Genomic DNA, 22,392 nt, shown 5'->3' with positions numbered 1-22,392 from the left:
CTCGATGGTGCTGCCGGGCAGGGCGTTCGCGGCCATCACCGCCGCACGCAGGGTGCAGGTTCCCGCGGCGGTGCGACAGAGGCCGTCGGACGCGTCCGCGTCCACGGCATCCGCCGTGGAGTCGACCGTGAGGTGCGCGGGCGGTGGCGCCGCCTGGGCCGGAGCGACGACGGTCGCTCCTGAAGCCAGCGGCAAGGCGGCGAGTGCCGGAAAAGCGGTCCGTCTTCTCGTGTGACTCTCCGAAAGGTGTGGTCGGCCCGGGGCCGGTGCGGCCGACGGTGCTTCGACTGCCGTGGTGTTCGGAAGTGCCATGTGCAGAAATGCCGCGTGGTCCTCCGCGCCTCACCGCTCGACGACACGGGGGCGGTCGTCACGGTCGGCCGGGAACGCCACAGGAGTGAAGGTGACGGGCAGCGTGGCCAGTCCTCGGAGGACGCTGGGACGCCAGCGCAGGTGCTCCTCGTCCACGGCGAGCGCGAGAGCGGGCAGGCGGCGCAGAAGCGTACCGATCGCGACCTCGCCCTCCAGACGGGCGAGCGCCGCGCCCAGGCAGTAGTGGAGACCGTGCCCGAGGGCGAGGTGCGGGTTGTGCGCGCGGGCGACGTCCAGGACCTCCGGCCGGGCGAACCGCCCCGGGTCCCGGTTGGCAGCGCCGGTGGAGAGCACCACCGTCTCACCGGCGGCGATGGCGGTGCCTGCCAGCTCCAGGTCCTCGCGGGCGTAGCGTACGACGCCGAGCATGACCGGCCCGTCGTAGCGGAGGAACTCCTCGACCGCCGACGGCAGCAGGGCCGGTTCCCGGCGAAGCCGGTCCAGCTGGGCGGGATGGAGGAGGAGCAGGAGGGCGCCGGTGCCGATGAGGCCGACGGTGGTCTCGTGGCCGGCGACGAGCAGCAGGATTGCTGTGCCGGCCAGTTCCGCGTCGGACAGGCGGTTCTCCTCACCGGCGGCGGCGAGTGCGGTGAGCAGGTCGTCGGCGGGTTCGGCGCGCTTGCGTACCACGAGGCCGCACAGGTACTCGCCGAGGTCGGCCCGTGCCTGCTCGGCTGCAGCGGCCACCGCCGGGGCCACGGGCGGGCTGAGCATCTCCGCCGACCACCGGCTGAACCGAGCGCGGTCCTCGAAGGGTACGCCGAGAAGTTCACAAATGACCGCGACCGGGAGCGGGAGGGCGAAGTCGGCGATAAGGTCGGCCCGGCCGAGCGGGGCCACTGCGTCGAGGAGGCCGTCGGCAATCTGCTGCACCCGCGGCCGTAACGCCGCCACTCGCCGAGGGGTGAAGGCACGGGAGACCAGTTGACGCAGCCGCGTATGGTCGGGCGGGTCCGTGGTGAGCATGCTGGGCGGCCGCCGCCCGTCCCCGCCCGGCCGGGCGGAGGGCGACGCGGGGCTCCCGGGGGTGCGTGGGTCGCTGCTGAGCGAGGGGTGCGCGGTGGCGGCCAACACGTCGTCGTAGCGGGTGACCAGCCAGGCGTGGCCCCCGCCTCGCAGCTCGACACGCTGCACCGGCCCCGATCGACGCAGCCGGTCCAACCAGGGGTAGGGGTCCCGCCGTCGTTCGATGTCGGCAGGGAGCTGATGGATGACGAGATCGCTCACGGCGCTCCTCCCATGGGGCGGGTGAACACTGCGGACCGGATCGGACTCTCGGCTCTGTAGTGAGCGTTCCATACGGGGGTGCGGATGTCCATGGAGCGTACGCAGCAGGGCAGTTGGGCTTTACCTCCGTGCTTCGGCCTGCTTCGTCCCGTCGTTTCCTCGTCCGTTGTATGGACAGCGTCGCCCCTGGATGGAACGCTCACTACAGAGCAACGTGGTTGGCGCCGAAAGAGCGCGGTCGTTCTCGGCCGGACGGCGTCGACAGGCACATCGGCCCGACATGAGCGGACTGGTGGTTGCGTTCGTCCGCCCTTCCCCCTCCCCGGCTCACCGCAGGTCCGCGACGGCGCCGGCAGCCGGACGTCCACCGCTGTGCCTTCCTTCGCAGAAGCGGACGGAACCGAACAGAGGAGACCGATGAGATTCCGCAGCGTACGCCGCCCCGTTACCCGAGCCGTGACCGCCGTCGCGACGACCGTCGCCGCACTGCTGCTGTCGGTCGGCGCGCCTCCGGCGGCCTTCTCCGACTCCGGACACGACCCGCTGGTCGTACCTACCGCGCATGGCATGGTCCGCGGCGCTGTCCGGCCCGAAGGCGGCCGCGCCTTCCAGGGCATTCCCTTCGCCGCCTCCCCCACGGGGGACTTACGCTGGCGCTCGCCCCGGCCACCCGAGCCGTGGTCCGGCGTGCGGGACGCCACCGCACCGGCCAGTCCCTGCCCCCAGTTGCCGCTGACACTGCTCCCGGACGGGGGGCCGGTCCTTCCCGGTGAATCCAACCGCACCGGCAGTACGTCGGAGGACTGCCTGTATCTGAATGTATGGACCCCACCCCGTACCGGGGGCAGGACACTGCCGGTGCTGGTGTGGCTGCACGGCGGCGGCAACTCCTACGGCGCCGGGAGCGACTACAACGGAGCGGCGCTTGCCGCGCGGGGTCTGGTCGTCGTAACCGTCAACTACCGTCTCGGAGCCCTCGGTTTCCTCGCACACCCCGCTCTGTCGGCCGAAAGCACCCACCAAGCCTCCGGCGACTACGGGCTCATGGACCAGCAGGCCGCGCTGCGCTGGGTACAGCGCAACATCGGTGCGTTCGGCGGGGACCGGAGCAGGGTCACGCTCGGCGGCCAGTCCGCCGGGTCCATCGACAGCTGCCTCCACATCGCCTCACCGACCGCGCGGGGCCTGTTCCACCAGGTCGTCCAGCAGAGCGGCAACTGCGTCTCGGCCGACGCTCTCAACCCGCTCCCCCTGGCCGCCGCCGAGAGGAGGGGACAGAGCTTCGCGGCGTCGGTCGGCTGTACCGACCCGTCCCGCGTACCGGCCTGCCTGCGCGCCGTACCCACCGGGGAGCTCATCCGCGGTGCCCCCGGGGCGGCGTTCCTGTGGACACCGAACACCGGACCGCCCATCCTTCCGATCCCGCCGCACCGGGCGTGGGCCGAGGACCGGGTGAACGCGGTCCCGACGCTGAACGGCAGCACCCATGACGAGTACCGGTACTTCACGGCGCTCAACGTGGACCTGCTCGGCGGCGGGCCACTCACGCCCCAGACCTATGCCGCCTTGATCAGGCTGCAGCACCCTGACCGGGCTGCCGCCGTTCTCGACACGTATCCGGCGTCCGCCCACCCCTCCCCGAACCTGGCCTATTCCGCCGTCGGCACCGACCAGCGATTCGCCTGCCCGGCGCGTGCCGACGGCCGCCTGTACAGCGGCCGGGTCCCCGTCTACGCCTATGAGTTCGACGATCCCCAGGCACCACCGTTCATCCCGGCGCCGCACACCCCGCAGGGCGCCTTCCACGCCTCGGAACTGGCCTATCTGTTCCCGATGGACGCCCTGCCACTCACCACTGCGGCACAGCGCCGGCTGTCCGTCACGATGACCGGGTACTGGGCCCGCTTCGTCGCCACCGGCAACCCCAACGGGCCCGGCGCCCCCATCTGGCCGCGATACACCGCCGACCGTGACCGCATCCAGGTTCTGGCTCCGGACCGCACCGCTCCCACCACCGGTTTCGCTGCCGACCACCACTGCGCGTTCTGGCAGCCGGACGCCACCTCCTGACGGTGCGCATGCTCTGCGAGTCTGGTCCACCCCCGTCACAGGGGGTGGACCCCTTCGGCGCGGCCTCCACCCCCGCACCGCGGGAAGCCGCCCCGGGCCCGCAGCCTCGCCACCTCCTCGGCAGACCGTGCTTCCGGCCACCGTGAGCTGTCCCGGCCTCCCTCACCGACAACCAGCGGTTCACGACACGTCCGTGACGCGTGCCGCCGGGGGAGCCTCCGTCAGGGAAACGCCGTGGTGGGACGCCAGGGCCATCAACGCGATGCGCAGCGGCTCGATCTCGAGGGACGTGGCCGGTTCGAACCAACGGGCCACCGCGGTTCCGCTCGCCGTTCTGAGCGTGAAGCGGGCGAGTTCGTCCGACACCTCGGGGCGAAGGCTCAGGCCGAAGACGACGCTCAGGGACTCCTGGGCCCACGCCAGCAACGCGTCCCGGTAGTGGCGCAGTTCGGCCAGGGCCGACGTACTGGCGTCCTGCCGCAGCATGCCCACGCCGAGCAGCAGCTTCAGGCTGTGCGGGTGGCGTTGGAAGCTGTCCCCGACGGATCGGAGGAAGGCGTCCAGCCGCTGCGCAACATCCGCGCCGGGTACGTCGACCGGAGGCAGGGCCGCCAGCAAGGAGATTCTTGCGCGTTGGAGCACCGCGACGTAGATGCCGTCCTTGCTGCCGAAGTGCCAGTAGATGGAACTGGCGGGGAGTCCGCACGCGGCCGAGATCATCGATATGGACGTGGCGGCGTAACCGTGCTGGGACATCAGCTCAGTTGCCGTGCCGAGAATCGCGTCGTGGGACCGCATGCCGCGGTCCCGAGCCGATGCCTCCGTCATGCGCCGACTCTAGATCAGCCGTGGGACCGAGGAGAATGTCCGGGGCCTCGTTACTCATGTGAGCGGGCCCGGGTTCGACCCGCGCAGCATCCCGCCTACCTGGAAGCTGCCCTCAGGCTGTGGAGCCCTTCTCCGGTGCGCCGCGTCCACGGAGCACCGTCGCCCGGCAACGGCCCCCACACCAGTGCACCCCTGTGAAACCCAGGAATGGCCTCGGCCGTCAACGGGCCGGTGCCTTGGACGAGGGCTTGGGCCACGGTGTCCAGAAACTCGCTGAGGGATCCGTACCCCGGGGAGGTGAGCGATTCCGACGGCGGCTCACCGCCGGCCTCGTGGAAGGTTGCGAGACTGACGGGTCGCAGTGCGAACCGGGCGTTGCCCGGGTCGACCCAGTTGAGACGACCTCTTCGCCCAATGGGCTCAGTGGCGGTCGACGCCTGCTGTGCGGAGCTCGTCCTTGCACTCCTCCGGCACAGCCACCATCTCGAACGTCGCCCTGCCGTTTTTCTCGGGCTCGTCGGTCTTCGCGGCCTGCTCGGCCTTCAGCTCGGCGGCGAGCTTGACGCAGTCCACCTCACCGCCGCCCGAAGCGGGCGCAGGCTGGTGCGTCTGGGCCGGCTGTGGCTCGCGCGGGCCTTCGGGTACGCCGGGACGGCCGACACCGGCGAGGATTCCGGCGGCCAGGACAAGGGCGGCCAGTACCGCTGCCGGAACCTTCACAACAGCGCGGCCACGATGGCGGTGACGATGCTGGCCGTGGCGAGCAGCATCGCGGAGCGCGTGGTCGCCTGGACCTTTGTGTGGGACACGGGTTCGCCTTTTCGTAGGCTCGGGGCATGACCGACTACGCGAATGTTGAACGTGTGTGGGCGCGTATTACCTGCTGGCTGGAGAAGAACGCGCCGGTCTCCCACCAGAGCCTGCTGCCGCCGGCTACCGACGAGGAGGTCCGCACCGACGAGGAGCAGCTGCGGCAGTGGCTGGGACACGGATTCCCCGATGAGTTGAAAGTCCTGTGGCGTGTGTGTGGCGGCGTGGAGTACGTCGAGGTTGAAGCGGACGAGGAGGGCGAGCTTCGGTCGGACATGTTCCTGCCCGGTGGCGTTTTCCTCAGCCCGAGGCAGGCCGCCGCGATTCGCCTGTCGTTCAATTGGCCTGATGTCGACTGGGGGAGGGCGTGGGTTGCCTGGCTGGGTGAGGATCAGGAAGGGGCCCTGATGGGCCGCTACGTCGACGCTTCCGGGGGGCCTGGAGGCGGCGGTGAGGGGCAGTGGTCCGCGCACTCCGGGCCCGAGATGTCCAAACCTGAGTTTCCTTCTGTCGGTTCCTATCTCGAGGCGGTTGCCGAGGCGCTGGAGTCAGGCAGTGGCCAGTTCGTGAGTCAGAGATGGCCGGAGCTGCCTGGGGTGGTGAAGGGATGTCTGGTGTGGGAACACCCTGACTCTCCTTCTGTGGACGGCTGAGAGTCGTTCCACCCGGTCTCTTGAGGACGGTTGGCTCCCGGCCCCAGCCGGTTCGGGGCTGGGGCCGGGAGGGTGATCAGCCTGTCAGGGCTTCTTCATCTCGCAGATGAGGGCAGCCTTGGAGGTGTCACATGCCTTGAACCATGCGTCGCCGACATCCACGGTGTACGGGTCCTTGTCGAGGAGCCGGAATTGCGGGGCGAACTCATTACCCAAGCGGCTCATTGCGCCCGAGTTCATGTACGTCGACATCGAGGAGCGACCGCAGTTCTCGTCCCAGGTCGGTGGGTCGTAGCGAGTGTCGTCCAGCAGGTGTTCGCTGCCGTCATCGGTCTTGGCCGATACGGTCTGGATGCACTCACCGCCGCCGTCCGCCCCGGCAGGCATCTTGCCGCCCTTGTTGGCGGGCAGCCCCGGGGACTCGTAGGTCGAGGCGAACGGGAACTCGTCACACGAGATCGTATCCGGGAACGGGCTGTCCACGAGTTCCTGGTGCATCGTCGTCTTCGGGTGGTTGACGAAGTTCTTCGTCGGCACCCAACCATCGGCGGCGCGCTTGCCCCGATACTTGGTGCACATCACCTTGCGAGAGTCCTTCTCGGCGTTCCAACCGCTCTCCGCCCGGCTCGCAGACGGGTGGTAGTGCAGCGGCTTCTCCGGAGTGGCGCCGAGCCCCTGGGACGGCTTGCTCTTGTTCTGCACCATCCAGACGTGAGCCGCGGCGGCCGTGTACTTGGCGGTGTTGAACTTGTACTCCGGTGTGTACTGCGGCATCACACAGCCGGGGACGCCGCTGGAGTCGACCTTGTCGCAGCGCACGACGAGATCCGGGGACCGCCACGGGCCGGTCGCGTCCTGCCATTCACGCTTCCTGCCGTCCGGGGCGGGCGGCGGCTCCACGTCAGTGTCGGGCATGCCGGCGAAATACACCGGCATGCTCTTGGAGAGGTCGACGTCGCGGGTGCCGGAGGCGTTGTCGACCTTGCCGTTCCACTTGTGGTCGGCGGTGCCGGTGATCATGTGCGGGTCGTTGGGCTGGTTGCCGTTCATGCCGCCTTTCCAGTTGGTTTCTCCGTAGAAGTCGATGTCCTTTCCGCCTGCCCCGTCGTTGCAGCCGTCGCTGTAGCACATGGAGGAGATCCAGGCGTCCGGGTCACCGGAACCGAGCAGGACGGCGCGGTCCTGGGCGGGGAACGTGTTGGTGATGGGGTTCAGCTGGATCCAGGTCTTGACGTCGCTGGTGTGCGGGTCGGTCTTGATCTGGAAGGCGGTCTCGAAGGTGGCTCTGTATTCGATGTCGTCGACACCGGGCAGGGTCTTGCTCCTGGCCGTGAAGCTGAGGTCGAAGAAGAGGCAGGCTTCGTTGCGCGTCATCAGCGACTTCTGGGCCTCACCGGCCAGGCTCGGCTGGCACCACGAGTCCTTGACGACCGGGTCGGGGTAGGTGGGCGCCCGCGTCGCAGCCTCCTTGGCTGCCTTCCGGGTGCCTTCGAGGGACCGCTGCGCCTTCGGGGTGACGGTCACCTCCATGCCGCCCTTGTTGAAGGTGCGGCTGGCCGAGCCCTGCTTCCATCCGGGCGCCGGCAGTGGATCGTCCGTGAGCGCGGGGGGCGCGGCGTCCGGGTCCGTCTTCGGCAGCTTGATGTCGATCTTCTGCTTGCGGTTGTAGTCCCGGTTCCCCGCGGTGAAGCCGTAGTCGCGGATCGGGCCGACATTGTCCGCGCGGTCCACGCTGCGGGTCTGCACCACGTGGTTGCCGTTCTCGGCCGGTGTCGCGGTGAACGCAGCGGTGTTCGTCGCGGCGACGGCCTTCGTGGTCGCGGCGGTGGTGGTGGTCGCAGTGGTGGACCAGCCGGAGTCCGCCGCGTCGTCCTCGAACGGGTCGAGGCGGTACTGCACGTCACGGGCGTCGGTGACGCCGGTGTCGACGTTGAACCTGCCCTGGACGCCTGCGCCGCCGCCGCCCCAGTTCTCGGGGTAGGTCGCCGACGAGACACTCGTGGGCTCGCCTGGCGCGGTGGTGTCCACTACGAACTCCCGCCAGGGCGACCAGTTCAGGTTGTAGTGGGTGCCGTCGTAGGCGTTGGTGCGGAACTTGTACGTCTTGCCGTCGACCAGCTGCCCGGCCGGCACCTTCACCGAGGCCCAGGAGCCCGGGGTGACGTAGCTGGAGACGATCACCCCGTCCCCGGCCGGAGTGGTGATGGGCTTGTTCGTGGCCGCGTCGTAGATCTGGAAGGTTCCGTTGACCTTGTCACCGTCGGTGTCGGTGAACTTGTCCCGCAGGGTCGGCGTGGTGGTGTTCACCGCCCAGACACCGGCGTAGGACTTGAACGGGGTGCCGGCCTGCTGCGCGGTGCCGTCACCGGGACGGTAGTTCCAAGTGACCGTCAGCTTCGGCGGGTTGCTGGTGGCGTTCGCGCTGTTGACGCGCTTCCAGTCCTTGACGTCGTCCGTGGCGGCACGCAGGCCCATGAAGCCCTTGCCGTCCAGGGCGGAGGACCAGCTCTGCACGAGCGTGGTGACGTCCGCGGTGATCCATCCGTCGGGGGCGTTCGTGCAGGACGGGTTGCCCTTGGTCTGGTTGGAGGAGTGGAACTGCTGGTTCCAGGTGGGCTGCTTCGTCCACCGTGAGGCGGTGGAGGAGGCGTTGGTGTCCCAGATCGTCCATTCCTGCGGCCGGCAGTCGGTGTTCCCGGAGTGGAAGTTCCACAAGGAGACGTCGGCGTTCGTGACGATCGCGTCCCTGAACGCCGCGGTGTTCCAGGTGATGAACGACCGGGCGATGCGTGGAGTGCCATCGCTGTTGGTGGTACCGGGGTTGCCCAAGTCGAGCTCGACGTCCGTGGACAGGTCGCCGGTCTCGCCCTGCTGGACATAGGTGTCGAAGACATTCGACAGGTTCGACGTCGAGGGGTCGACGGTCACCGGGTACTTCGTGTCCGGGTCGGTCAGGAAGTCGGCGTCCGGGGTGACCACGAGGTCGAACGCGCCGTCGCCCTTGTCCACGACCTTCATGTCCACCGGGTGTCGGTTGGTGTGCTCCCCGGAGACCTTGTCCACCGTGGCGTCCCACATCACCGGGGCGGGCATCACAGCCCGCTTCTCGCCGGTCTTCGGGTCGGTGAACGTCACCGAGCCGTCCTTCTGCGGCTCGGCTTCCAGGCCTTCGGTCTTCAGCGGCAGGGTGTAGCTGTAGCCGTCGGTGGCGGGCCGCTGGTTGATGTTGACGAACTGCTCGAACCCCGTCCGGGTCGCCTCCACCACCACATCGGCACCGGGGAGAGCGTCCTCATAGGTGGCGGTGGTGCCGTCCAGATGCGGTGTGGGCAGGCCGCCCTTCCACTGCAGCGTGACCTGACCGTCGCCGCTGCCCAGGGTCACCAGGTCCCGGCCGGACGCGTCCTCGGCCGCCCTCAGCGAGGTAGCGGGGGTGCCGCCTCCGGGGGCGAGCTTCAGGCTGCCGGGGTGGGCCTTGGAAACCACCTCGCCCTCGGCGTTGGTGGTCAGCGTGGCATCCACGTCCACCCACGTGCCGCCGCGTTGCATCCGCGCTGGACCCGAGGTCAGCTCCGAGGTGAGCGACCCGTCCGGGTTGGCGTGGGTGAGGGTGGTGGCCGTGGTCTCGTTCGGGACGAGAACCTTCTTTCCCGTCCTCTTCGCCTTCGCGAGAGCCCATGGGATGCCTCCCTTGCTGTGCTCGGTCGCCCACGCGAGGTCCGCCTTGGCGATCTCCGCAGCAGTTGGCTGCTTCACCTGGGCAGCAGCAGCCGGCGTGACGTCTTCGGCGGCTACGGCACCCGTGGTCCCGGTGATGACGAGCGGTGCCGCGGTAAGCAGCGCCGTACCAATGGCTATGCGGGACAAGGCGCGTTTTCTTCTTGCTAATCCGGACAAGCCGAATACCCCTCTCACCCCACTCACGTTTTCCCTGAGCGGGGCTGGTTGGTTGGTGAATGGCGACACGCACTCAATGCCGCCGCAAGGCATTCCTATGCGATCAACGTCGCTCGAACCACCGGATAAAGCCGACCAACTGGTTAATCACTCCAATGGGGACGTGATGATCAACACGGTTTGGACGGGGTTGTACGCCGCGAGTTGACGGTTCGGTAAAAACCTCGCTCAAGGAAACACGCGAGCGGTCAACGGGCGAAGATTTACACCTGCTTACTGAGCTTTTGATCCCGCCGTAGGGTGTTTCATCCCAGCTCACTGACCGGCCGGCGCGAGACGCAAGTGGTGTCAGATCTCAGCGTGGTGTGCGAAGCAGATCGTCCTGCGAACCATGTGCGGCCGGATCCTGCCAGGGGATCCTCTCCCGCTCTGCCGGGTGACAGTTCGTCACGTACTCGATAAAGCTGTCGATCATTCCGTCGGTGTGCGCCATCACACTGCCCCGAACGATCTCGTGACGTTCCGAATCCCCGCGTCACCGAAAGAGTGGCCACGCATACGAAAGCGGCATCTCTGAGAGCCTGCTCCCGGGCCCGGATGCCAGGGGCCGATGGTTCCGTCGAGGCGGGTGACCTCCATAGGGTTGTTCACCAGCCCGGTGCAGGTCGAGAACCCCTTTTTCTGCTGGTCGTCTGGGGCGCCCTGGGCCTGCTCGCCGTCCGGTCCCCGCTGGTCGTTGCCTGGGGGCGATCGGCGCCGTGGTCGCCGCGAGTGCCGTACTGGCGTCGGTGGCCGCCGTGCTGCCCGCGCTGACGGCTCTGCGCACACGGCCGGTCGAACTGGCCGGAATGCGCGAGTAGTCGGCACCCCAGGCCCTGCCGACCGAACGGCCGCTCCCTCGTCCCTGACTCCCCTGTTGGATGGTCGGCAAAAGGTCAGCATCGGCACGTCAGCAGTGAGCAGGGCCATGTGGCCGAGAAGTGGTTCGTGAGGCCTAGAGAATCCCTCGCTCGCTGGCGCGGGCCAGCGCCTCCACACGGTTGCGCGCGCCCAGCTTCTCCAGCGTTCGCTGGAGGTAGGTCTTGACCGTGTTCCTCGTCAGCCCCAGGACGTCCGCGATCTCCGGGTTGGTCTCGCCCATCGCCACCCTGCGCAGGATCTCGTACTCGCGGCGGGTCAGCCCGCTCTCTTTGAGCCTCCTGGCCAGCAGCACATTGAGGAGATGGTCCGGGCTGGTCCGAACAACCCGTTCCCCGGCGTTGACCCGGCGGACGATGTCCACCAGATCCGATCGCTCGGCGTCCTTGACGACCACGGCCTGCGCTCCGGCGCCCAGCGCCTCCTCCAGAGCCGCGTGCTCCGGGTAAGCCGTGAAGATGACCACCTTGACACCGGGGACATGGGTCCGCAGCGCCCGGATCACCTCGGGGGCGAGCATGTCCGGCAGGCGCAGATCGAGCAGCACGACATCAGGCTTCAGGCGTTCCGCCTCGATGACCGCTTCCCGGCCGGAGCTCGCGTATCCCGCCACGGTGATCCAGGAGGCGTTGCCCAGCGCCAGCGCGACGCCGTCGCGGACGATGGGGTGATCATCCACAACCAGCACATGTACGGTCGGTTCGTTCACGCCGGCACCCATGCCTGGACGGTGACGCCGCCGTCCTCGTTGCGGAAGACGTGGACCTTGCCGCCCACCCGCTCCAGGCGCTCGGACATGGCGGACAGGCCGAGGCCGTGGGAGCGCCCGCCCATCGGCGGCAGACCGACTCCGTCATCGGCGATGGTCACGCAGACTCCCCCGGACAGAGTGAAGACGCTGACCACCACGGAGCGGGCCCGCGCATGCTTCTCGACATTCAGCAGCGCCTCCCGTATCGCGTAGGACAGCGCCTTGACCGGAGCCGGCGCGAGAACCGGCACCTCGGTGACGATGATGAGGCGGGCGACGACCCCGGTGCGCTCCTGGAAAGCCCGGCAGTCGCCGCGCAGCGCGACTCCCAGGGCAACCTGCTCCGGTGGCGCGTTCAGCGCATGGAGGGATACGCGCAGCGCGGCAGCGGCTTGGGCGGCCTGCTCCTCCAGGTCACTGAGCCGTGCCTGCACGCTGTCCTCGTCCGGCAGCTCGTCGGCCAGGGTGCGGATGCCCGCCCCCAGGGAGAACAGCATGGCCCCCATGGTGTCGTGGAGTTCCAACGCGAGCCGACGTCGTTCCTCGTGCACGGCTACCTCGGCCGCATGGCGGGCCCGCTCCGCGACGACGGCGGCGGCCGCGGCCCGGCTCGCCGCCTGCTCCAGGGCCCGGGTCGTCCGGTCGCTGAACGGGGTGGTCTCCCGGTTCGCGCCGTAAAGGACACCGAACAGCCGGCCTTCGTGCATCACGGGCACAGCGATCATCGCGCCCAGCCCTTCCGTCTCGGCCTGGGCCTTGAAGTGATGGGTGATGGTGTCGGAGCTGCGGTAGTCACTGACCCACAGGGGCCGGCGCCGGAGCATGACCTGGCCGCCGAGCCCGCAGCCGGAGGGTACGACCAGGCCGTTCACCGCGGGTGTCCGGGTGTTCACCGTGTGCCCGAGCACGATCCGGTCGTCGCCGTCCGGTTCGCCCACCCAAGCCACATCGACCCCGCTGAGCTCGGGCACATCGTCCACGACCCGGTGCATGGCGACGGACTGGTCGAGCAGGCCGAGGATCTGGCTGTATCCCTCGGTGAGCTCGAACAGGCCGTTCGGCAAGGGCCGTTCCCGTCCCTTGCCTGCCTGATCTGTCATGGTATGTCGCCTCACGCCCTGCGGACCCTGTCGAACCGCTCGCTCCGCTGCACACATGGTGACCTGGGACGGCGGCTGAGTCCATCTCCGAATGGAGACCTCTGAAGGTACACCTCCCCCTGGAGCTACCCGCTGCCCCCGGCGAAACCCAAGCTCTCGCCAATCGCCACAGCAGGCGAGGGAAGCGACGGAGGCTTGATGCTCCAGGTACGCAATCTGAAAGTGCGCTACGGCGGGGCCGTCCTCGCCTTGCAGGCGGTGTCGTTGGACGTGCCGGCCGGGGCGGTGGTGGCCGTCCTCGGCAGCAACGGGGCGGGCAAGACCACCTTGCTGCGGTCGGTCTCGGGAACGCTCGCCGCCTGCGGCGGAGCAGTGGACGAGGGCTCGATCGAGTTCGAGGGCAGGTCCGTGGTGGGCAGGCCGGCGGCCGCACTCGCCGGGGACGGCCTGGTCCACGTCCCGGAGGGCCGCCGCGTCTTCACCCACCTCACCGTGGCCGAGAATCTCAGGGCCGGCGCGTTCACGGTGAAGGACCGGGCACGGCGGGCGGCGGCGGCCCGGCGGGTCCACGAACTGTTCCCCGTGCTGCACGAGCGGCGCGACCAGCGGGCCGGCCTGCTCTCCGGGGGCCAGCAGCAGATGCTCGCCATCGGCCGTGCGCTGATGGCCTGCCCGCGGATGCTGCTGGTCGACGAGCCGTCCCTGGGCCTCGCCCCCCGCATGGTGGGCCGCATCGGGGAGGTACTCAAGGAGATCAATGAGCAGGGCACGACCGTTCTGCTCGTCGAGCAGAACGCCATCATGGCGCTGTCCGTCGCCTCACACGCCGTCGTGCTCACGCTGGGCACCGTCACCCTGTCCGGTACGGCGACCCAGCTCGCAGCGGACCAGTCGGTCCGCGACCTGTACCTCGGAATCCGAGCAGAGCCGGACGAGGAAGAAACGGCGGAGCGGGAGGCGGGCTCCGGGGACTGCGAGGCGACGCCGGCTCCGGCCGGCGCCGGGGCGCGCCTGGGGCGGTGGGAGCTGTGATGCGGCACACTGACGCGGCCACGGCGGCGAAGGTCGCCGATGGCGGCGAGGCCGCGCTCGCGGTGGACGGGGTGACCGTCCGGTTCGCGGGCGTCAAGGCACTCGACGACGTCTCCTTCGAGGTGCGGCCCGGGCACATCCACGCGGTCATCGGACCGAACGGCGCCGGCAAGTCCACACTGTTCAACGTCCTGTCCGCCGTCTACCGCCCGGTGAGCGGCTCCGTCCGCTTCCACGGCACCGAGCTGACCCGGCTGCGCCCGCACCGTCTCGCTGCGCTCGGTGTCGCCCGTACCTTCCAGAACATCGCCCTGCTGCCCGGTGCCTCGGTCACCGAGAACCTGCTGCTCGGCCGCCACCATCTGCTCCGGCCCCAGGCGCTGTGGGGAACCGGCCGGGGGCTGCCCATGCGGGCTCTGGCGGCTCATCGGAAGCGAGTGCGGGAGATAGCGCACTTCGTCGGGCTCGGCGAACTGCTCGACGCATCCGCGGGTGAACTGTCGTACGGCGACCAGAAGCGGGTGGAGATCGCCCGCGCCCTTTGCATCGAACCCGCGCTCCTGCTGCTGGACGAACCGGCTGCCGGTATGAACGCCCACGAGACCGCAAGCACCGCCCGGCTGATCCGCGACATCCGCGACAGCCTCGACATCCCGATCCTGCTCGTCGAGCACGACATGGGTCTGGTCATGGGCATCGCGGACCGGGTCACCGTCCTCGACTTCGGCAAGCGCATAGCGGACGGCACCCCGCAGGAAGTGCAGCAGGACCCCGAGGTCCTGCGTGCCTACCTCGGCAGCGGTGACGACACCACAGCACTCCCCGGCTCAGCCGGGCCACCCGATGCGTCCGGCCCGGACCGCCCCGCCTCCCCGTCGGAGAACTGACGTGCAGAACCTCCTCCAACTGCTGATCAGCGGGATGTCGCTGGGCACGGTGTACGCCCTCCTCGCCCTCGGCTTCGTCGTCGTTTTCAAGGCCACTCATGTGGTCAACTTCGCCCATCCGGCGCTGCTGATGGTCGGGGCGTACTTCACGTCCCGGTTCAGCACGGTCGACCGGTTCCCGTTCCCGGTCGCCGTCCTCCTGGGGGTGGGCGTCGCCGTCACGCTGGCCCTGGTGGTGGAACGGCTGCTGGTGCAACGCATGGGCGGAGCGTCGGTGCTCGCCGTGAGCATCATGACGATCGGCGTGGACGTCCTGGTGCAGACCGAGATGACCCGCCGGATCGGCATCGATGTGCTTCCCATGGGGGACCCGTGGGCAAACGGCGTGATCACTGTCGCGGGCCTGACGGTGCCTCAGACACGGCTCGCCGCCCTGACCGCCGGAATCGTGCTCATCACCGTCTTCCTGGTCTGGTTCAGGTTCTCCCGCTGGGGCGTCGCCATGCGCGCCACCGCGGAGGACCCGGTGACCGCTTCCCTGATGGGCATCCGCAGGAGCCGCATCTCCGCCACGTCCTGGCTGATCGCCGGGGTGCTGGCCACGGCGGCCGGACTGTTCCTCACCGTCTTCCCCTCGCCGGGCCTCGAACCGGCCACCGCGGCAGTGGCCCTGCGCGCCTTCCCCGCAGCGATCATCGGCGGTCTCGACTCGGTCGGCGGCGCCGTCGCCGGAGGGCTGCTCGTCGGCATCACCGAAGCGCTCGCCCAGGGCTACGCCGAGCACCTGTCCCTCCTCGGAACGGGCTTCCACACCGTCATGCCCTACCTGGTCATGGTGCTGGTGCTGCTGGCGCGTCCCACCGGCCTGTTCGGAACCAAGGAGCTGCACCGTGTCTGACGCCCCTCGGACCATCCAGGCACCGCCGGAGCCGGAGTCTTCCGCACCGCCCGCGAGCGGCCCCTGCGCACCCGGCGCGGACCCCTCGGAGGCAGCTGTCCCGAACGGCCCCGAGGCAGAGCCCGCCACCGGCGGTGGCCCGGGTACTCCGGCGGCGAACGGCCGCATGCCCCGCACGCTGTGGCCGTTCGGCTCCCGGCGGCCGTGGGCCGGCCCGGTGCTGATCGCCGCCGGTATCGCCCCCCTGCTGGCAGCGCCCTTCTACCTGGACCCGTTCTGGCTCCAGCTCGGCCTGTTCGTCCTGGCCACCGCGGTCGCGGCGATCGGCCTCACCCTGCTTCTCGGCCAGGCCGGGATGCTTTCCCTCGGCCACGCCTTCTTCGTCGCGCTGGGCGCGTACGGCTACACGTACTTCGCCTCCGAAGGCAGTGCGGTCCACTCCGGCCTCGGCCTTCCGCCGATACTCTCGGCAGCTTTGGCCGTGGCGCTGACCGGGGCGGCCGGACTGCTCTTCAGCCCGGTCGCCGCCCGGCTGCGCGGCATCTACCTGGGCATCGCCTCGCTGGGTCTGGTCTTCGTCGGCCAGCACCTCCTGGTCAACGCCAAGCCGCTGACCGGTGGCGTGAACGGTCGTGACGTGCCCGGTTTCGCCTTCCTCGGTTTCCCGTTCGAGGATCTGCCCGGCCGGACGACGTATGTGCTGGGTGTGCCCTTCCACCGGGAGGAGCGACTGTGGTTCCTCGCCCTCGCGGTGCTTCTGGTATCGCTGATCTGCTACCGCCTGCTGGTCCGCAGCCGGACGGGCCGCGCCCTGCGCGGCATCCGCGACCACGAGGTGGCCTCCGCCGCCATGGGCGTCAGCATCGTCCGCTACAAGGCATACGCATTCCTCGTCTCCTCCATGTACGCCGGCCTCGGCGGGGTACTGCTCGCCCTCGCCTTCCGCCGCATCATTCCCGAGACCTTCGGCGTGGCCCTGTCGGTCGAATACCTGGCGATCGTGGTCATCGGCGGGCTGGGCTCCGCGGGCGGCGCCGTGTTCGGCGCGGTGTTCGTCGCTTCCCTGCCGCCGGTGCTGGAGCGGTACATGACCCAGCTTCAAGGCTCCGGAGCAGCAGATGCCGGCGGCCTCACCCCCGCGGTGCTGGCGAAGTTCGTCTACGGCGCTGCGCTCGTTCTGATCGTCCTGCTGGAACCCGGCGGCGGTGCGGCACTGCGCCGACGCCTGCGAGGGCGCCGCGGGCAGAACGGCGGCGAGCACGGCACCGACCCCGTCTCCGCCGGCGGCACGGAGCCATCCCCGACCGCGCCGTAGCCCCTCCCTCCCTATGTCTCGCACACCTTCCCTTCGTCTCGCACACCTTCGAAAGATCTGAAAGGCCCCACACCATGTCGCACCGCCCCCAGTCCCCCTCCAGCACCCACCGCAGATCCAGGCGCGGTCTCGCACTCTCCGTCCTGCTCGGCGTCCTGGTCACCGCCGGCTGTTCCACCAAAGCGACGGAGAGCACCGACTCCTCCGCGGCGGGTGCGGGCAAGGTCGCCACCGGCCCGGGGGTCACCGACAAGACGATCAAGCTGGGTGTTCTCACTGACCAGACCGGCGTCTTCGCGGGCGCCTCCAAGGCCGGCGGGCAGGGCCGCAAGCTGTTCTGGGACGAGCAGAACCGCAAGGGCGGCGTGTGCGGCCGGAAGGTCGAGTTCGTCGTCAAGGACCACGGCTACAACACCCAGCAGGCGGTCTCCGGCTATGCCCAGGTCAAGGGCGAGGTACTGGCCCTCAACGAGCTGCTGGGCTCGCCGATGATCGCCGCCCTGATGCCCACGCTGGAATCCGACGAGATGGTCACCATGGCTGTGTCCTGGTCCTCCAGCCTGCTGAGCAACCCGTATGTGGTCATCACGGGAGCCACCTACGACATCGAGATGATCAACGGCATCCAGCACCTGGCCGACACCAAGAAGCTGAAGCGCGGTGATGTCGTCAGCCACATCTACCTGGAGGGCGACTACGGGCAGAACGCTCTGGAGGGCAGCCGGGCAGCGGCCAGAAAGCTCGGGCTGAAGCTCAAGGAACACAAGATCAAGCCCACGGACACGGACCTCACCGCGCAGGTGACCTCTGCCAAGAACGCCCGGGCGAAGGCGGTGCTGCTCACCACCACCGGCGCGCAGACGGCCTCGGCGGTCTCCGTCGCCCAGTCGTCCGGCTACGACGCCACCTTCCTCGGCTCCAACCCGTCCTTCAGCCCGGCCCTGCTGCGCGGCTCCGCCAAGTCGGCCATGGAGAAGCAGCTGCTCGTCGTCACCTCGATCGCGCCCTTCTCCTCCCGGGCTGCCAAGCCCGCCGAGGTGCGCAAGAGCTTCGACAGCGCCTTCAAGGGCGAGGCGCAGTCCTCGTACGTGATGTACGGCTACGCCCAGAGCGAGGTCATGGCCAAGATCCTCCAGCGGGCCTGCGACAACGGTGACCTCACCCGCAAGGGCGTGCTCAAGGCGCTGGGGAGCCTCTCGAAGATGGACACCAACGGCCTGGTCGCGCCCCTCGATTACAGCAAGGCGGGGCAGATTCCCGCGCGCGCGACCTACATCCTCAAGCCCGACGCAGGGGCCGATGGCGGTCTGGCCGTCGTCAAGGAGCTGTCCACCACAGGGCTCGGCACCGCCTACCGGCCCAGCCACTGACCCTCGAAACCGACACGGGACCGAAGATGACCATGGAAATGTCCAGCCGTCCCACCGTCCCCAGCACCATGCAGGACGTGCCGCTGCTCGTCCGCAGGCTGCTGGAGAACGGCATGAACCTGCACGGCGGCAGTGAAGTGATCACGGCCACCGAGGGCGGCATCAGGACTGCCACCTACGCCCAGGTCGGCCGCAACGCCGCCAGGCTGGCCCACGCGCTGGCCGGCCTCGGCGTACAGCCGGGCGACCGAGTGGCCACGTTCATGTGGAACAACCAGGAGCACCTGGAGGCATACCTCGCCGTACCCGCCATGGGCGCTGTGATCCACCCCCTGAACATCCGCCTTTTCCCGGAACAGCTCACCTACATCGCCAACCACGCCGAGGACACGGTGGTCATCGTCGATGCCTCCCTCCTGCCGGTCTTCGCCGAGCTGCTGCCCGACATGCGCACCGTGCGGCACGTCGTCATCAACGGCGAGGCGAAGTCCTCGGTCCTGCCCGACGGTCCGGCTGCCGTACACGACTACGGCCGACTGCTGGAGAAGCGGCCCGACACGTACGACTGGCCGGACCTGGACGAGAACCAGGCCGCAGGCATGTGCTACACGTCCGGCACCACGGGTAACCCCAAGGGCGTGGTGTACAGCCACCGTTCGCTGTACCTGCACTCGCTGGGCATCAGCCTGCCGGACCTCATGGGCATCTCCGCCCGCGACCGCCTGCTCGCCATCGTCCCGCAGTTCCACGCCCAGGCCTGGGGCCTGCCGTACGCGGCGTTCCTGACCGGCGCCTCGCTCGCCATGCCGGACAGGTTCCTGGCCCCCGGGCCCCTCGCGGAGTTCGTCGCCGCCTCCCGCCCCAACAAGGGAGCCGGTGTGCCCACGGTGTGGCAGGGCCTGGCCGACCATGTCGCCCAACACCCGGAGGCCGACATCTCCTCCCTCCAGGAGGCCGTCGTGGGCGGCTCCTCCTGCCCGCCGTCCCTGATGAAGACCTACGAGGACGAGCTCGGCATCCGGCTGCTGCACGCCTGGGGCATGACCGAGGTGTCGCCGCTGGGCGCCCTGGCCCGCGTACCCGAAGGCGCGGAGGGCGAGGACGCCTGGCGCTACCGGCTCACCCAGGGCCGCTTCCCGGCGCCGGTGGAGGCCCGGCTCATCGGCCACGACGGGACGGTCCTGCCCTGGGACGGCCGTAGCGTCGGCGAGCTGGAGGTGCGCGGCCCGTGGATCACCGGCTCGTACTACCTCGACGACGACCCGGAGAAGTTCCACGACGGCTGGCTGCGGACCGGTGACGTGGGCACGATCGCCGCCGACGGCTTCCTCACGCTCACCGACCGGGTCAAGGACGTGATCAAGTCGGGCGGAGAGTGGATCTCGTCCGTCGAACTGGAGAACCACCTCATGGCGCACCCGGGTGTGGCCGAGGCGTGTGTCGTCGGCGTCCCGGACGACAAGTGGGGTGAGCGCCCCCTGGCCACGGTTGTCCTCCGGCCCGGCAGCACGGCCGCCTTTGGGGAGTTGCGTGGCTTCCTCGCCGGAAAGGTCGCCGCATGGCAGCTCCCGGAGCGCTGGGCGCTGGTCGAGGAAGTGCCCAGGACATCTGTCGGCAAGTTCGACAAGAAGACGGTGCGCAAGCAGTACGCGGACGGGGAGCTGGAGGTGGACGTCATCACATAGCCCTTCTCCCCAGCCACGGACCATCCGTCCCGACCGATCAGGACACGCAATGAGCCGCATTCCCCTGCATCCCGAACAGGATCCGTATCCGGTGTCCGCCCTGTATCTGAGCCAACTCGACCATGAGTCCCTGTACTCCGACACCGAACTTCGACAGGCCATCGCCGAGACCGTCTCGGAACCCGACGGGCCGGACGCACTCGGTCGCCGGTACGCCGAAGCCCTGCGCCAGGCGGGAGCGAGGGGCGACGGCATGAGCGAGGTGCGCCGGAGGTGGGCCCTTCGCATGGCGGAAGACCTGGCCCGCGACCGGACCGGCGAGGCGCATCGGACCACGGGCCGGTCCACTGCCGCCGACCGCAGCGCCGCGCCGCTGGAAGGGGCGTCGTGATCCCCCCGCGCCCGCCATGGGAACCGGGTACACCCCGGGAGCCGGATTCGCTGTGGGAATCGGGCCCGCCGCGGGAACCGACGTCCGTCTTCGAGCAGCTCCAGACCGACCAGGGCCTGCAGCGACTGCGGGCGGCACGCCGGCGCCCGGTCTTCGCCGTCGCGGGCGCCGTCGTCGCGCTGTACCTGCTCAACGCGCTGCTCGCCGGCGAAGCGCGGGGCTTCATGGCCGTACGAGTGGCCGGACCGCTGAACATCGGTCTCGTCCTCAGCCTGATCCAGTGCCTCACCACCGTCTTGGCCGTCGGGTGGTACACGCGGCACGCCAGGACCTTCCTCGACCCTGACGGCAGGCGTCTGAGGACCTGCTTCGAGAAGAGAGAGAACATACGGTGACCACAGCTCTGCCACTCGCCGGCTCCGACGGGTTCCCGGTGTTCGTGGTCTTCGCCGCCTTCGTCGCCAGCACGCTGTTGCTGGCCATCTGGGTCACGACGGACCGGGCCACTCCGGGCGACTTCTACATCAGCGACGGCCGGCTGACCCCGGCTCGGAACGGCATCGCCCTGTTCGGTGACTACATGTCGGCCGCGACCCTGCTCGGCTCCCCGGGCGTGATCGCGCTGACGGGGTACGACGGCCTCCCCTACCTGCTGGGACCGATCGTCGCCTGGATCGTGATGCTCCTGCTGGTCGCCGAGCCGTATCACAGCACTGGGCGGTTCACCATCGGCGACAGCCTCGCACGGCGCCTGCGCCCTCGGCCCGTCCACCTGGCCGCGGGGTTCGCCACGCTCGTCATCTGCCTGGTGTACCTCGTCGCCCAGCTGGTCGGCGCCGGGGCGCTGGCCGCGCCCATCCTGGGCCTGGACGGACAGGGCGCGCGGCAGGTGATGGTCGCCTCGCTCGGAATGCTGATGATCATCTACGTGGTGATCGGCGGGATGCGGGCGGCCACCATGGTCCAGTTGGTGAAGGCCGTCATCCTGCTGGGCGGGGGCGCCTGTCTGGCTCTCCTGGTCATGTCGGAGTTCAGCTGGAATCCCGCGGGCCTGCTGAACCGGGCGGCGGACAACAGCGGCCTGGGGGACGCCTTCCTCCAGCCCGGTGTGCGCTACGGCGACGACAGCGTCAGCAAACTCGACTCACTGAGCCTGCAGTTGGCGGTTCTGCTGGGAGCAGCGGGACTGCCGCATCTCCTCATGCGGCTCGGCGCGGTGCCCACCGCGCGCGCGGCACGCGGATCGGTCCAATGGGCGACCTACCTGACGCTCGCGTTCTGTCTCCTGGCCGGGGTGATGGGATTCGGTGCCGTGGCGGTGCTGGGCCGGGACACCATCACGGCGGACAGCGCCTCGGGTAATTCGGCCACCCTGCTGCTTGCCGAGTTCCTGGGAGGCGCGTTCCTCCTCACACTCATCTCCTGTGTCGCCTTCACCACCGTCCTGGCCGTGGTCGCCGGGCTTGTCCTGGCTGCCTCGACCGCGCTGGCGCACGACCTCTACCAAGTCGGGTTCAGGAACGGCAAGGCGTCACAAAGGAGTGAACTCCTGGTCGCCAAGGGCTCGGTGCTGCTCATCGGTCTCGTCGGGACCGTGCTGTCCATGTACGCCCAGGGCCTGAACATCTCGTTCCTGGTGGGTCTCGCCTTCGCCGTCGCGGGTTCCGCGATCCTGCCCGCGCTCCTCTACAGCATGTACTGGAAGGGCTTCACAACGAGAGGGGCGCTGTGGAGCATCTACGGGGGGCTCTTCGCGTCGGTGGGGCTGGTGCTGCTCTCCCCTGCCGTGTCGGGAGGTCCGACCGCGCTGCTGCCGGACGCGGACTTCGCATTCTTCCCCCTCAGCAACCCCGCCGTGATCTCGATCCCTCTCGGCTTCCTGCTGGGCTGGCTTGGATCGCTCCTCGACCCGAGGGAGGTGGACGGAGCGGAGTTCACCGAGGCCGAGGTCCGCATCCTCGCAGGAGCCGGCGCCGTCCCGGAGAACGAGCCGGCTGCCGGAGCGCCGCCCGACCGACCGGAGCCGGCACCCCGATGGGGCTCCCGCTGAGAGGCGCCTGAGCCCTGAACTCCCGCACGGGCGCCGGGTCTGCGCTCCGACGAAGAGGCGGTCGCGCAGCGGCCCGGCGGCAGCGCGCAGGACGCCGGGGGCGCTCCACCGCGACCAAGGGGGTGCCCGGGCGTGTCC

Annotated in this window: 17 protein-coding genes and 1 pseudogene; 11 read left to right on the top strand and 7 right to left on the bottom strand. The window is 69.3% G+C overall.

All coding sequences use genetic code 11. The features are described from left to right. Positions 1–60 precede the first annotated feature (60 nt). Positions 61–312 (bottom strand): annotated as a pseudogene (locus ACFYWI_RS17790) (hypothetical protein); the annotation flags it as partial. Between the two features lie 30 nt (positions 313–342). Continuing rightward, a complete protein-coding gene (locus ACFYWI_RS17785) occupies positions 343–1,599 on the bottom strand; it encodes a cytochrome P450 (RefSeq protein WP_389232552.1) in 1,257 nt (418 codons plus the stop codon). Positions 1,600–2,016: 417 nt separating this feature from the next. Here ACFYWI_RS17785 and ACFYWI_RS17780 point away from each other — a divergent pair, with 417 nt between their 5' ends. After that, positions 2,017–3,669 carry a carboxylesterase/lipase family protein gene (locus ACFYWI_RS17780; protein ID WP_389232549.1) on the top strand — a complete coding sequence of 551 codons (1,653 nt, stop codon included), beginning with the start codon at positions 2,017–2,019 and terminating at the stop codon, positions 3,667–3,669. Between the two features lie 180 nt (positions 3,670–3,849). On the opposite strand, the gene ACFYWI_RS17775 is transcribed toward ACFYWI_RS17780, so the two are convergent. Together ACFYWI_RS17775 and ACFYWI_RS17770 are read right to left on the bottom strand one after the other, a co-directional pair. Further along, positions 3,850–4,497 carry a TetR/AcrR family transcriptional regulator gene (locus tag ACFYWI_RS17775; RefSeq protein ID WP_389232546.1) on the bottom strand — a complete coding sequence of 216 codons (648 nt, stop codon included), beginning with the start codon at positions 4,495–4,497 and terminating at the stop codon, positions 3,850–3,852. Positions 4,498–4,917: 420 nt separating this feature from the next. Then, a complete protein-coding gene (locus tag ACFYWI_RS17770; protein WP_389232543.1) occupies positions 4,918–5,217 on the bottom strand; it encodes a hypothetical protein in 300 nt (99 codons plus the stop codon). 116 nt (positions 5,218–5,333) lie between these two features. Here ACFYWI_RS17770 and ACFYWI_RS17765 point away from each other — a divergent pair, with 116 nt between their 5' ends. After that, complete coding sequence (locus ACFYWI_RS17765; protein WP_389232540.1) at positions 5,334–5,960, top strand: hypothetical protein; 627 nt, start codon at positions 5,334–5,336, stop codon at positions 5,958–5,960. Positions 5,961–6,044: 84 nt separating this feature from the next. Here ACFYWI_RS17765 and ACFYWI_RS17760 read toward each other — a convergent pair whose 3' ends face one another. From ACFYWI_RS17760 to ACFYWI_RS17750, 3 genes are all read right to left on the bottom strand, one after another. After that, entirely contained in the window at positions 6,045–9,827 is a 3,783-nt protein-coding gene (locus tag ACFYWI_RS17760; RefSeq protein WP_389232537.1) for a DNRLRE domain-containing protein, read from the bottom strand. Positions 9,828–10,851: 1,024 nt separating this feature from the next. Beyond that, complete coding sequence (locus ACFYWI_RS17755; protein WP_389232534.1) at positions 10,852–11,484, bottom strand: response regulator; 633 nt, start codon at positions 11,482–11,484, stop codon at positions 10,852–10,854. Next, a complete protein-coding gene (locus ACFYWI_RS17750; RefSeq protein WP_389232531.1) occupies positions 11,481–12,626 on the bottom strand; it encodes a GAF domain-containing protein in 1,146 nt (381 codons plus the stop codon). The genes ACFYWI_RS17755 and ACFYWI_RS17750 overlap by 4 nt, the downstream gene beginning before the upstream one ends. A 198-nt stretch (positions 12,627–12,824) precedes the next feature. On the opposite strand from ACFYWI_RS17750, the gene ACFYWI_RS17745 reads away from it, so the two are divergent. The 9 genes from ACFYWI_RS17745 to ACFYWI_RS17705 all read left to right on the top strand — a co-directional run bounded on the left by ACFYWI_RS17745 (position 12,825) and on the right by ACFYWI_RS17705 (position 22,254). Continuing rightward, positions 12,825–13,658 (top strand): ABC transporter ATP-binding protein, encoded by an 834-nt coding sequence (locus tag ACFYWI_RS17745; RefSeq protein ID WP_389232528.1) that lies wholly within the window; start codon positions 12,825–12,827, stop codon positions 13,656–13,658. Next, positions 13,658–14,545, top strand: coding sequence for an ABC transporter ATP-binding protein (locus ACFYWI_RS17740; RefSeq protein WP_389232525.1), 888 nt, complete (start codon positions 13,658–13,660; stop codon positions 14,543–14,545). The genes ACFYWI_RS17745 and ACFYWI_RS17740 overlap by 1 nt, the downstream gene beginning before the upstream one ends. 1 nt (position 14,546) lies before the next feature. Continuing rightward, positions 14,547–15,443, top strand: a complete 897-nt coding sequence (locus ACFYWI_RS17735; protein WP_389232522.1) for a branched-chain amino acid ABC transporter permease — start codon at positions 14,547–14,549, stop codon at positions 15,441–15,443. Continuing rightward, the gene (locus tag ACFYWI_RS17730; RefSeq protein ID WP_389232519.1) at positions 15,436–16,758 is read left to right on the top strand and encodes a branched-chain amino acid ABC transporter permease; all 1,323 of its coding nucleotides are present in this window, start codon (positions 15,436–15,438) and stop codon (positions 16,756–16,758) included. The genes ACFYWI_RS17735 and ACFYWI_RS17730 overlap by 8 nt, the downstream gene beginning before the upstream one ends. A 74-nt stretch (positions 16,759–16,832) precedes the next feature. Then, positions 16,833–18,128 (top strand): ABC transporter substrate-binding protein, encoded by a 1,296-nt coding sequence (locus tag ACFYWI_RS17725; protein ID WP_389232516.1) that lies wholly within the window; start codon positions 16,833–16,835, stop codon positions 18,126–18,128. A gap of 38 nt (positions 18,129–18,166) precedes the next feature. Continuing rightward, positions 18,167–19,813: a long-chain fatty acid--CoA ligase gene (locus ACFYWI_RS17720; RefSeq protein ID WP_389232513.1), complete on the top strand. Its 1,647-nt coding sequence runs from the start codon at positions 18,167–18,169 to the stop codon at positions 19,811–19,813. A gap of 49 nt (positions 19,814–19,862) precedes the next feature. Beyond that, positions 19,863–20,204 (top strand): hypothetical protein, encoded by a 342-nt coding sequence (locus ACFYWI_RS17715; protein WP_389232510.1) that lies wholly within the window; start codon positions 19,863–19,865, stop codon positions 20,202–20,204. Continuing rightward, a complete protein-coding gene (locus tag ACFYWI_RS17710; protein WP_389232507.1) occupies positions 20,201–20,599 on the top strand; it encodes a DUF485 domain-containing protein in 399 nt (132 codons plus the stop codon). The genes ACFYWI_RS17715 and ACFYWI_RS17710 overlap by 4 nt, the downstream gene beginning before the upstream one ends. Continuing rightward, the gene (locus ACFYWI_RS17705; RefSeq protein WP_389232504.1) at positions 20,596–22,254 is read left to right on the top strand and encodes a cation acetate symporter; all 1,659 of its coding nucleotides are present in this window, start codon (positions 20,596–20,598) and stop codon (positions 22,252–22,254) included. The genes ACFYWI_RS17710 and ACFYWI_RS17705 overlap by 4 nt, the downstream gene beginning before the upstream one ends. The last annotated feature ends 138 nt before the right edge of the window (positions 22,255–22,392 follow it).

Origin of the sequence: Streptomyces sp. NPDC002889 (assembly GCF_042888425.1) — a bacterium.
Taxonomy (GTDB): domain Bacteria; phylum Actinomycetota; class Actinomycetes; order Streptomycetales; family Streptomycetaceae; genus Streptomyces.
Note: the sequence above shows the minus strand (reverse complement) of the source record. Positions and strands in the feature narration are given on the sequence as shown.